Below are 11,878 nucleotides of genomic sequence, written 5' to 3'. Positions count from 1 at the left end.
TGTATCGCTTAAGATTCTTCACTGCGTTCAGAATGACAACTAATTGTAGCCTCAATGCCAGGGGCCCTCGACTAAGCTACCATCCACAAACTCCAATAGCATGGCCGTCATCTCGACCGGAGCAACGCGAAGTGGAGAGATCTATTTAGTTAGATTTTGCTTCGCAGAGCCTTCGGGTTCTCCACTGCGTTGCACCCGATGGCTATCGGGTCCGCTCGAAATGACGGTAACACGAGGGAATTTTTACATGAAGATTAATTACTGTCACTCATGTTGATTTTAAGCGATTAATTAACCCTCAGGGTGACAATAGAGGGTAAATTGACTTTAGACTCGGAACTTAAGACCCAAGACTAAAAAAATTAAACCCTCGCGTATTTCTTCACCATATCATCAATGATCTGCGCGGTTTCATCAGGAAAATTAAATTCGTGCTTTTGAGGATTTTCTACCCAGTTTTTAACAATCGGCAACCAGTTTCTGGTACTTCCCCAAATTACTGGTAAACCGAACTGCTTTAAAGCATAAGCATTACATTGCTGTTCAAACTGGAAACGCATAGGGGCCACCAATAATTTTTTCTTCAAATAAAGTGCTTCTGCCGGGCCCTCAAAGCCCCCACCGGTAAATAGCCCCTCGCAGGTGGCCAAACTTTTATTAAATTTCTCGTTATTAACCGGCTCTACAAAAACATTCCCTTCCTGATAGGCAACTTTGCTGTGTTTAGAAAAAACCTGCCAGGTAACTTCAGGGAGTTGTGTAAAAAGCTTCACCAGGCGTTTATCATCAATGGCTGGAAGATAGACCGTATAATGCCCTAAATTTTCACTTTTCAGATTTCGGATCTCTGCCCTGATGACCGGAGTATGAATAAAACTATCGTAGCGATCGAAATGAAAGCCAATGTGGTATTTGGTAGGTGCATAGCGGCTCAAAATAAGCTTGCCCCAGTCTAAAGTTCTCGGGCGTGGTACCTTTTTAGATTTAAATGCAGCCTGATGGCTTAAAGAGACACATTCGATACCCTGCAGTTTACAGGCCCAGGCACTCACGGGCTCAAAATCGTTAACGATCAGATTATAATCTTTAAGTGGCAGTTGCTTCATATCTTTCCTGAAACGGAAAAGATTCATGTTCAGCCAGGTTTTAAAATGGTCTACACCACCTTTTTTTCCAAAGATAAAACTGAAACCATGTAATTGGTATTTTACGGGCTGACTGAGTTTCACATCAGCCTGGGTACCACTCACTAAAATATCCAGTTCGCCATATTTTTGAAGCAAGGGAATAATTTCCCTGGCTCTGCTGATATGACCATTACCTGTCCCCTGTATTGCGTAAAGTATCTTCATTTATGCCCGAATATCTAAAATTATTGGGCAATTTCATATTTTATATTCTGTAAAAGAATATTTATGTCGAGTTTACTTTTTAAATCTTCAGCATCAGAAAGAATTCCCTCATCTAACTGGTCTTTTGTAAAGTGTTGATGCTCATACTTAAATACGGTCCAGTTTTTATCCTGATATTCTAACGCGGTTAAACTTTCTACCCAATCGCCGCTGTTGAGGTAAGTTACTTTTCCATCTTCAGTGGCAATTTCGCGTTGCTCGGCCTGATGAATATGACCGCAAACGACATACTGATAACCTTTTTCGATGGCCAGTTCTGCTGCAGTTTGTTCAAAACTATTAATAAACTTAACGGCATCTTTAAACTTAGCTTTGATTTTTTTCGAAAAACTCATCTTCTCCCTTCTAAATGCGGTAAGTACCCAGTTTACAAAACTGTTAATAAGGATCAGCGTATCGTAACCCACGGCTCCTAATTTAGCCAGCCATTTAGAATGCTGCATGGTGACGTCAAAAACATCACCATGAAAAAACCATGCTTTTTTACCATCAAGCTCTAAGATCAGCTTATTTTGAAGGTGAAAAGTACCCATCTCCATGCCGTCGAATTTGCGGAGCATCTCATCGTGGTTCCCGGTCAGGTAATGCACCTGAACACCCTCTGAAACAAATTTCATCAGTTTACGGATTACTTTCATGTGCGACTCGGGCCAGTAACTTTTACTAAACTGCCAGATATCGATGATATCACCGTTTAGAATCAATGTTTTGGGTTTAATGCTTTTCAGATACTTTAAAAGTTCTTTTGCATGACAGCCATAAGTACCTAAATGTACATCGGAGATTACGACTACATCGACATTTCTTTTATCCATAAAAGGGAAATTTTAGGGGGAAGGATATTGTTACCGCCCGGTTAAAGCAGTTTAGAGATAAATTAGTTGTGTTACCACTCTTCTTCCTCATCGAGTTTTACCTCAAAAGGGCTAAAGAAATAAAGTACGACAATTAATAAGCATACGGCAAAGAATGACTCTAACATATCACCTGATTTTTCATTACAAAGATAAGACGCTGTATATCAAACAAATGTTACGACATTGTTAAATTTTATTACAAGTTGGTTCAATGGTTCATTAGTTCGTTGGCCATTGGTTCATTTGTCATTGGTTCACTAGCTATTTGTTAACTGGTTATTGGTTTATTGGTGTTAATTGGTATGGTCTCCGTTTAACCGCAGAGTACGCAAAGGGAAGGCGCAGAGGGCACAGAGTTGGGAGCATAGTTGATATGAATAATAGACTGCGGACTGATAATCTATTTTTGCGTCGTCATCCTCGCGCAGGCGGGGGATCTTAAAGCACACGCTAGTAGTGATCCTTGTGAGATTGCAAACCTGTTACCCAAAAAACCATCACTCAAATTAATTTTTACGCAATACCCTCAAAATGACAATTGCGCTTTATAGATCCTGAAACAAGTTCAGGAAGACGATCGCGGGTGTGAATGCAGAGCATCATAAGGTGCTTAGTAAACTCATCTCAATAGATCCTTTGACTACGCTCAGGATGACAAATTGTGGGGATTGAGCTTGGGTTAATGACTTCCGACCCAGAACAGCAGCCCCCGTACTAAAAAACAAAACCCCGCAAGATTGAATCCTGCGGGGCGTAAATCTATTTAAAGAGATATTAAGCTTTAACTGCTTTCTTTTTCTTCTTTTCTTCTGAATAAAATCCAAAGCCCAATCCGGCCAATAACAAGATCGATCCTGCCAAAGAGATTTTCTCACCAGTGTAATACGATGTTGGATGGAAAATAAACTCAAGTTTATGGTTACCAGCTTCTAACTGCGCTGCACGTAAAACATAATCGGCCCTGAAGTATGGCTTCTCAACCCCGTCGATATACATTTTCCAGCCTTTATCATAATAGATCTCAGAAAACACTGCTATCACGTCTTTAGCGGTCGAATATTCGTAAGTTAAATGATCAGGGTTGTAGTTCGTTAATTTAATAAAACCTTCCTGACCGGTTCCTAAGCGCTTGGTATCGATCGATTTTTTGAAACTTTCGTCAACAATAGCCTCCTTCTTCGCATCAAAACTGCTGATTGCCTTCATCTCTTCGTCAGCATTTTTAGCAAACTGAACACTTTGTACAAACCAGGCATTACCTGCAGCAGTTGCATTGCGCTGCATTTTATACGATCCGTTTTGCGGATCCTGTGTAATGATATACTTGGTATTTAACATATCCAGAACATCCTGGTTAACACTTTTAGTAAATTGATGCTGAATGAGTTCATCAAAACGTTTCAGTTTAGCGGCATGATAACCACCGATTGTTTTATGAAAATTAGAGGTACTGGCATCGCTAAAAGTATTTATAGAAGCATCAAATACCCTAAAATCCGGATCTTTATCAGCCATGATAAAATTATCAACGTCTCTTGGCTTAAAGAAGTCTGAAGCTGTTTTTTTGTATTCAAAGTTTTGGTTATTCAAATACCTACGATCCACCTGCCACATATCTACCAAAATAGCCAGGCCTAACAAGCCTAAAGCCAGTTGTGCATTTAATTTCCTGGTAATAAATGCCCAAACTATTCCGAAACCAATAACCACAAAAAAGAATGAACGTAAAGCATCTGCGCGTCCTATTGCAATTCTGTCCTCAACTAATCCATTCGCTATCTTTTGCGCTACGGCAGCATTATTTTTGCAAAGACTGCGTTAAAGCCTGCACAATCTGCATATGGTTTGATGCTTTAAAACTGAAGAACATTGTAGGCACGATGGCTACAATTAAAGCAAAACCACCGGTAATAGCAGCAGACCAGGTTAATTTCCTGATCAATACCTTTTGGTCTGTATTCCCATCCTGGATTTCCTTTATTGCCAAAATTGCCAAAATTGGAACCATTAAACCAACTACTGCCAAAATTGATTCAACCGCTCTGAATTTATTATAAAGCGGGAAATAATCGAAGAACAGATCACTTACCATAGGGAAGTGACGTCCAAAAGAAAGCAGAATGAATAAAACTGTTGTTGCCAATATCCACCACTTTAACTGGCTGCGAACAATGAATAAGCCAAAAACAAATAAGAAACAGATAATTGCACCGAAATAATAGCCGCCTTGTGTAAATGGTTTCTCTCCCCAGTACTGTTGCATATTTAATTGCCCTCCCAATTGCTGGATAGCCTGCGCAGTTTGAGTGGGGTCACCTCCTGTAATTTCGGCAACAGCTTTATACATATTCCCTTCAGGTTTTACTAACTTATCTACTCCTGAAGCGCCTCCATATAAATCTGGAATTAAAAAGGTAAAACTCTCCCCAACCCCCTGGCTCCATTGGTAAGCATACTCTTTCGACATGCCTGCCCCTTTTTCCCCCGGTGCCGCTTCTGTAGCTGTTAGATTAGATTTTCCACGGTTTGTTTCTTTTGCATATTCTGCGGTAGACCATAATAAACTTGCGTTAATCATTAAAGCAATAGCCACCGAAAAAGCAAGAAAACCAAACGATTTTAATAAATTTGAAACGGTTTTATTCTTAAATGCCTGGTAAAATTCTACAATAACGAATATAAAAATAGCCAGCATCAAATAGTACGTCATTTGAACGTGGTTCGTTCTTATTTCAAGGGCTAAAAATAGTGCCGTTAAACTAGCTCCATACCAATATCTGCCCCTTAACGTTAACAATATACTCGCTATTATTGGCGCGAAAAAACCAATTGCTAATGCCTTACTACTGTGCCCACTTGCAATTAACACAAAATTGTACATTGTAAATGTAAAGGCAATTGCACCTGCCGCAGCGAGCCACGGATTAACCTTTAACACAATAAACAGGAAATAAGCGCCTAAAAGCAGCAAAAGAACCGTACCTGTTGGATTTGGCAAGGCTTTAGTAATTAAAGCAATTCCATAAGTAGCCCCATTATAGGCATAAGGTACCCAAATTTGATAGGCAGGCATGCCACCAAACATCTGGTTGGTCCAAAGTGGTGCCTTTCCATCCTTTTCTTTAAAGTCCATAATTTCCTTCTGCATCGCTTGTGATTGGATCACATCACTTTGCGCTGGGGCTTTACCTACCAAGACAGGACTGAAGTAGGCAAAAGTAATGACTACAAAAAATGCAATAATGGCTAAGTGAATGCCATTTTTATTAAACCAGTTATTCATTAAGGTTTGTTTAAGTTTAAACGAACGTCAAAAATAAAAAATTGGGCGGTATAAAAAAGTAATAAATTAAATGCATGCTGAATAAAAAATTAGATTTGTAATAAAGAATAAAAATTCAACCTATTTATTATGAGAAAGTTTGTCGTTACAATTGCTCTTGCTTTATCATCTTTTTCTTCGTTTTCTCAGCTGGTCAGTTTAAATAATGATGAAATCAAAAAGCTAAAAACACAGATCAAAAACGACATTGAAACCAAAAAACTATACCTGGGCACTGAAAAATCGGCATTAAATTATTTATCCGGGCAACCCAACCCAATTGATACCATCCGGACTGAAGGGTTATTGCAGGGAAATCCGAAAAAAGAGACAACCAGGTTAGCCCTGGCAGACATGAACAAAATGTTTGCACTGGCCTTACAATACCGGATTACCGGTGATCAAAAATATTTAAACAAATGTGTAGAATTTCTTGGTGCATGGGCCAAAATCAATAAACCAAATGGTGATCCTATTGACGACACCAATCTGGATAAGGCCATTGAAGCTTACGACCTGATTAAAAAAGACATCCCAGCAGCTGATAAAAAACAGATTGAACTATGGCTAACTGAAACGGCTTTAGCAGAAATTAATAGCAAGCGGATGAAAACAGGGAGAGCCACCGCCATTAACAACTGGAACGCGCACCGCCTGAAAGAAGTTGGTGAAATCGGTTACACGTTAAACAATCAGGATTTTATCAGGTGGGCCATAGACAATTTAAAAAGCCACATCAATATCAATTTATATCCCGACGGAACAAGTTTGGATTTTAAAGAGCGTGATGCCATGCATTACCACATTTACGACCTGGAACCTCTGCTAAAGTTGTGCATTATGATTGATAGGGCGAACGGCCCAAACTTTTATACTTACGAGTCGCCTAAAGGATCTTCGATCAAAAAATCTGTAGAATGGCTGATCCCGTACATTAATGGTGAAAAACAACACGAAGAATACGTCAATACAACCGTTAAATTCGACCGGGACCGGGCCAGGAACAATGAGCCTGGATTTGCTCCCGGGACAATGTTTAAACCCAGTCTGGCTTTGCCGGTATTAAGGTTATCGCTTTATTTCGATCCCGCGCAAAACGACCTGTTAAAAAATGTAAGTGGCAACTCCGGTAACTGGCAAAAGGTACTCGACGAATTAAAGCATAAACGATAAATATTTTCAAATTAAATAAAGTTTCAATAATTTTTGAAAGTTTAAAAATAACTTTATACATTTGTATATGGAATTAGCAGCAGCAAAATTAAAGTTTATAGAAGCCTGGGGCAAATTGGGCTCAGAATGGGGAATTAACCGCACCATGGCCCAGGTACATGCGCTATTGTTAATTTCGCCCGAAGCGTTAACCACCGAAGAAATTATGGAGCAGCTCAGTATTTCGAGGGGCAATGCGAACATGACCCTCCGCGACCTGATTGGTTGGGGACTGATTGAAAAGCAACATAAGGCCGGTGAGCGGAAAGAATACTTTTTTGCGGATAAGGATGTTTGGAATATTGCCAGGCAGGTGGCTAAAGAACGCAAAAAAAGAGAACTGGAACCTGTTTTAAAAATTTTAAACGAACTATCTGCCGTTAATGGCGATGAAAAAGATCCGGAGTTCCTTACCTTCAAAAAAATCTATAAAAGACATTAATAAATTAGCCGGAAACGTAGATAAAACTTTAGAAACGATGCTTAAGGCAGAAGAAAGCTGGTTCTGGGGTTCGGTGTTGAAGGTGTTTAAGTAGATTTGAGAGGGGAGATGTGAGATAGGAGTAGCAAGTATTAAGACTGATCAGGAGTATCAAGCCCGATAGAAAAGTCCGTCATTGCGAGGTACGAAACAATCTTACAACGGTAGCAGGAAAGTGATGGCAAGATAAATGGATTAAATAGTAAGATAGAAATAGCAAGTACCAAGACAGATTTACTTTATACCCTAAACCTTCGGCCTCACACCCTAAACCCTAAAAAAGCCTTACCTATTGTTCGGCTTTATTTTTTAATCAAAACTTTCATATTTTACTGAAAGTATTAAAATTTAAATAAAATGAAAACGCTTAAAAACCACGTAATTTTATTTGACAATGAATGCCCGATGTGTTATGCCTATACCAAGGCCTTTGTAAAAACAGGCATGCTGGCTCAGGATGGTCGTGAGGTTTACCAGGAAATGCCACAAAATATTTGCCCGCTCGTAGACCAGCAAAGAGCTGCCAATGAAATTGCGCTCATTAATACCGAAACCGGTGAAGTTACTTACGGCATCCAGAGTTTGTTCAAAATTATTGCATACGCTATGCCCTTTTTTAAGCCTTTATTTTTGTTTAGTCCATTTGTTTATCTGATGCGTAAATTTTATACATTTATTTCTTACAACCGTAAAGTAATTATACCTGTTGCAGTAAAAGTAAACAGCTTACAGCCAACTTTTAAACTCCACTACCGCATCACCTTCCTGCTTTTAACCTGGCTTATTACGGCGTATATATTAACAGATTATGCACATCTGCTTACGGGTTTTGTGCCACTGGGCAGTAGATACCGCGAATACTTGATCTGCGGTGGACAGCTGTTTTTCCAGGGCGCCATCATTAGCTTTTACCGGAAAGAAAAACTTTGGGACTATCTGGGTAATATGATGACGATTTCATTCGCCGGTTCATTGTTGCTCCTGCCTGTTTTGGCGTTGTCAAAATATCTTGATATCCAGCCTGTATTTTTTGTTCTATACTTTTTAATGGTTGCAGGATTGATGTTTTTAGAGCATATCCGCAGGAGTAAATTATTAAAAACAGGCTGGTTAATGAGCATTACCTGGGCACTTTACCGCTTAATTGTTTTGGGCTTAATCTTAATTTTATAATCATATCATGAAATACAGAAAAAATTGTACTGGCCGGCGGAAATGGTTATTTGGGCAATGTATTGGCGAACTATTTTAGCAGCCTGGCTGATGAAGTGATCATTCTGGCCAGAAAGGCACAAGCCGAAACGGGCAATATTAAAACATGGGTATGGGATGGCAAAAACATGGGTAAGTGGGCGTACGCCTTACAAGAGGCTGACCTCCTGGTCAACCTTTGCGGAAAAAATGTAAACTGCAGGTATACTGAAAAAAACAAAAAAGAGATCTTTGATTCAAGATTGATCCCCACCCGTTTACTGGGCAAAGCGATCGAAGAAATGGAAAATCCGCCAAAACTTTGGATCAACATTACTTCAGCCACCATTTACCGCCATGCCGAAGACCATCCGCAAGATGAGTTAACAGGCGAAATCGGCGAAGGTTTCTCTATTGAAGTTTGCAAAGCCTGGGAAAATAGCTTTTTTGAAACAGACACGCCCAATACCCGAAAAATTGCCCTTAGAATGGGCATTGTTTTAGGTCTGGAAGACGGAGCATTTCCACGCTTACTTAACCTGGTGAAATTGGGTATGGGTGGCAAACAGGGCGATGGCGAACAGTATATGAGCTGGGTCCACGAAGAGGATGCTGCAGGTAGTATAGCATGGCTACTTAACCACCCAGAAATTGAAGGAATTGTAAACTGCACGGCACCGGAAGTGATTAAAAACCATGTTTTTATGCGCAGCATCAGAAAGGCCTTTGGTCGCAATTTCGGTTTGCCTGCCCCAGCCTGGTTATTGGCTATTGGTGCAAAAATCATCGGAACGGAAACAGAACTGATTTTAAAAAGCAGGTGGGTTAAGCCAGCAGTGCTATTAAATAGTGGATTTGAGTTTAGATACGGAAAGATTGATGAGGCAATGGCAGCGCTGAGCAGGAAATGATAAGGTAATTATAGCTAAACGGAAGCGTATGCCAACAATTACCTTAAAAACATTGATTGATGCACCAATTGAGCACTGTTTTGATCTGGCTAGAAGTATTGATCTTCATTTACAGTCGATGAAATCGTCTGGAGAAGAAGTAATAGCTGGAAAAAATAGTGGTATGATCGACCTGGATGAGTCAGTTACCTGGAGCGCCAGGCATTTTGGCATTTTGTTCGAAATGACCAATAAGATTAGCGCAATGGAATATCCAACGTTCTTCATTGACGAGATGATTAAGGGACCTTTTAAAAACTCCACCACCAACACCAGTTTAAAATAATAGATGCTCAGACAGAAATGACTGATGTTTTTGAGTTTCGGGCGCCGTTTGGTTTATTAGGCCAGCTGGTAGAAAAAATATTTCTTCAAAAATATATGTTGAAACTCATTGAGAAAAGAAATGAGGTAATCAAATTTCAGGCTGAAACAATGTGTGCTATAGAATAAATGCATGTTGAATTTTAACAAAAAACCCCGAAACAAGTTCAGGGTTTAGTTTTATTTCACTTCTTCGTAGTCTACGAAGTCTCCGAGTTTATCTGTTTTACTTTGATCGGGTTTTGGCGGCATATAATCTATTGAAATAGAGCCTTCTGGTTTTGACCGTCTTTGTTGTTGTTGTTGTCCTGTAGCCTGATTTTGCATTTTGCTGGCCAGGTTATTAAACAACATTGGCAGAACTAACCTGATCAGCATTCTGATCAGCCAAAGTACCAATATTGTGATAAAAATGAATTTTACTAAACCTAATCCCATTCTTTAAATTACTGTTGTTACAAATATAGACGTCGTAACATTTATTTTGTTACTTTTTTGGCCTTTAATTGCAATCCGATTACAAATATCATACACAAATAAGGCTAGAAAGGTTTTAATATCGTCATTATTCTTCAACAATTTCAGCTACACGTCCTATCTGACCATCTTCAAGCCTCACTTTTATTCCTCTGGAATGAAACGCGGAAGAAGTAAGTAAATCTTTCACCACGCCATAAGTGATGTTCCCTGACCGCTGATCTTTCTTCAATATGATTCCGACTTCCAAGCCTGGATAAATGTCTTTTCTGTTTTGCCCGTTCATTGTGCTTAATAACTTGATAAAAACTTCAAAAATCTATAATTATTTTGAATGTTAAGGTAATTTACTAAAATCTATTTCCGGTTTTTTGCCCTTTGATGTTCTGTTGAAGATTTTTCCTGCAGTGGTATAATCGTTAAAAAAGCCACCGGTCTTTAAATAAAAGGCACCGTTGTCAACTCCTCCCTGATAATCCATCCGATAGCTTTTTGCACCAGTATTATCGGTAGTAAAGCGGGCTGATTTTAATTCAGTCCATGTTCCCTTATCATCGCAGATCCATTGGTTATCAAACAAAACTTTTCGCGATAAGTCTCCGTGTACGGGTGAGAAGTTTTCTAAAAAGAATGGAAGCGCTTTAAATAGGTTTTTGTTTGCGGCCTGGTAAAACTGGCGATCAATTGCCATTTATCGGTTTCAGGAGTAAAGAAATAAGCAGTATATGTGGTTAGGCTATCTTTTCCGGGTACGCCATGCAGTAAGAATTTATAGGTGTTTCCTGCTTTCCACATGTAGTTCAGGTAACTCTGACCTCCGGCGCCTTCATTACCAAACTCCCCGGTATGTACACCATCACCTTTCTTAAGCATTTTAATTTTGTGCGATACGGGAATACTTTTCGGATCGTCTGTATTAAAAGGACTCCATACTGAAAATAGAATATGTCTTTCAGTCGGACTGTTAGCCTGCATGCCAAAATAACCTTCGCCAAAACCACAAGCCATAAAATAGGAGCCTAAAATATCTTGTCCCTTAGGCACGGTTACTTCGTTATAATACCATTCTGCATTTACATTTTCTGGTTGCTGATAATTTAAGTGCACCGATGGTCCTCGTCTGCCCCAGTGGAAAAAGTTGCCTTCATTGTTTTGAACATAAGCCATTTTGCCTTCGGCAGCTGTGCCGCTGATGGATAAGGTTTTTATCGAGGGAAACCTGCCGGCACTTTTGCTTATTCCTTTGATGGTTATGGACACGTATCCGGTATCGTTAATAATCCACTCGCCAATTTTACCATCAAAGTTTTTTTTCATCAAAAACGACCTTTTTGGGTTGATTGTTTATGGAAAATTCTAAAGTAGATTGTCCTTCAATAACAGGTTTATCGCTAATAGAAACGACCAGAACACCTGGTTTTGAAACCCGGAGGTATGCCGTAAAATACTCTTTTGGGTTGGTCCAGTTTACGATTCCATTGCTGGATAATGTTTTTTCTGAATCCTGATGTAAAGAACTGTAAGCATTGCCTGCGAGTGGCAGGGAAATTGCCGCAGCATGTTGGGCCTGACTTTTCAGACCGATAGCGCCGAGTACGATCAGCGTTACGAGTTTAAAAGATTTCATTGAATGATTTTTAGATAACTTATTG

At 39.5% G+C, this 11,878-nt stretch carries 12 protein-coding genes and 1 pseudogene; 5 read left to right on the top strand and 8 right to left on the bottom strand.

Annotation, left to right across the window (positions count from 1 at the left end; all coding sequences use genetic code 11):
- Positions 1–362: 362 nt before the first annotated feature.
- The 4 genes from ACQ86H_RS01810 to ACQ86H_RS01795 form a co-directional block, all read right to left on the bottom strand.
- The gene (locus ACQ86H_RS01810) at positions 363–1,352 is read right to left on the bottom strand and encodes a glycosyltransferase family protein (protein ID WP_138818934.1); all 990 of its coding nucleotides are present in this window, start codon (positions 1,350–1,352) and stop codon (positions 363–365) included.
- A 20-nt stretch (positions 1,353–1,372) separates the two neighbouring features.
- Entirely contained in the window at positions 1,373–2,227 is an 855-nt protein-coding gene (locus tag ACQ86H_RS01805; RefSeq protein WP_138818935.1) for a UDP-2,3-diacylglucosamine diphosphatase, read from the bottom strand.
- Between the two features lie 816 nt (positions 2,228–3,043).
- Complete coding sequence (locus tag ACQ86H_RS01800; RefSeq protein ID WP_431293667.1) at positions 3,044–3,979, bottom strand: YfhO family protein; 936 nt, start codon at positions 3,977–3,979, stop codon at positions 3,044–3,046.
- Positions 3,980–4,067: 88 nt separating this feature from the next.
- On the bottom strand, positions 4,068–5,552 hold the full coding sequence (locus ACQ86H_RS01795) for a hypothetical protein (protein WP_431293666.1): 1,485 nt from the start codon (positions 5,550–5,552) through the stop codon (positions 4,068–4,070).
- A 129-nt stretch (positions 5,553–5,681) separates the two neighbouring features.
- Between ACQ86H_RS01795 and ACQ86H_RS01790 the strand changes: the two genes are divergently transcribed.
- The 5 genes from ACQ86H_RS01790 (at position 5,682) to ACQ86H_RS01770 (ending at position 9,711) form a co-directional block, all read left to right on the top strand.
- A complete protein-coding gene (locus tag ACQ86H_RS01790) occupies positions 5,682–6,764 on the top strand; it encodes an alginate lyase family protein (protein WP_431293665.1) in 1,083 nt (360 codons plus the stop codon).
- A gap of 67 nt (positions 6,765–6,831) precedes the next feature.
- The gene (locus ACQ86H_RS01785; RefSeq protein WP_431293664.1) at positions 6,832–7,245 is read left to right on the top strand and encodes a GbsR/MarR family transcriptional regulator; all 414 of its coding nucleotides are present in this window, start codon (positions 6,832–6,834) and stop codon (positions 7,243–7,245) included.
- 396 nt (positions 7,246–7,641) lie between these two features.
- On the top strand, positions 7,642–8,457 hold the full coding sequence (locus tag ACQ86H_RS01780; RefSeq protein WP_431293663.1) for a DUF393 domain-containing protein: 816 nt from the start codon (positions 7,642–7,644) through the stop codon (positions 8,455–8,457).
- A 62-nt stretch (positions 8,458–8,519) separates the two neighbouring features.
- Positions 8,520–9,386: a TIGR01777 family oxidoreductase gene (locus ACQ86H_RS01775; protein WP_431293662.1), complete on the top strand. Its 867-nt coding sequence runs from the start codon at positions 8,520–8,522 to the stop codon at positions 9,384–9,386.
- Positions 9,387–9,414: 28 nt separating this feature from the next.
- A complete protein-coding gene (locus ACQ86H_RS01770) occupies positions 9,415–9,711 on the top strand; it encodes an SRPBCC family protein (protein ID WP_431293661.1) in 297 nt (98 codons plus the stop codon).
- A 218-nt stretch (positions 9,712–9,929) separates the two neighbouring features.
- Here the strand turns inward: ACQ86H_RS01770 and ACQ86H_RS01765 are convergent, their stop codons facing one another.
- The 4 genes and pseudogenes from ACQ86H_RS01765 to ACQ86H_RS01750 all read right to left on the bottom strand — a co-directional run bounded on the left by ACQ86H_RS01765 (position 9,930) and on the right by ACQ86H_RS01750 (position 11,853).
- Entirely contained in the window at positions 9,930–10,187 is a 258-nt protein-coding gene (locus tag ACQ86H_RS01765) for a DUF4834 family protein (RefSeq protein ID WP_138818942.1), read from the bottom strand.
- A gap of 127 nt (positions 10,188–10,314) precedes the next feature.
- Complete coding sequence (locus ACQ86H_RS01760; protein ID WP_138818943.1) at positions 10,315–10,512, bottom strand: YwbE family protein; 198 nt, start codon at positions 10,510–10,512, stop codon at positions 10,315–10,317.
- Positions 10,513–10,563: 51 nt separating this feature from the next.
- Positions 10,564–11,543 (bottom strand): annotated as a pseudogene (locus ACQ86H_RS01755) (DUF3472 domain-containing protein).
- Positions 11,527–11,853, bottom strand: a complete 327-nt coding sequence (locus ACQ86H_RS01750) for a DUF5077 domain-containing protein (protein WP_431293660.1) — start codon at positions 11,851–11,853, stop codon at positions 11,527–11,529. The pseudogene ACQ86H_RS01755 and the gene ACQ86H_RS01750 overlap by 17 nt, the downstream one beginning before the upstream one ends.
- Between the last annotated feature and the right edge of the window lie 25 nt (positions 11,854–11,878).

It is taken from the genome of Pedobacter sp. P26 (genome assembly GCF_050632135.1).
Classification (GTDB): Bacteria; Bacteroidota; Bacteroidia; order Sphingobacteriales; family Sphingobacteriaceae; genus Pedobacter.
This window is presented reverse-complemented; position numbering and strand designations above follow the sequence as displayed.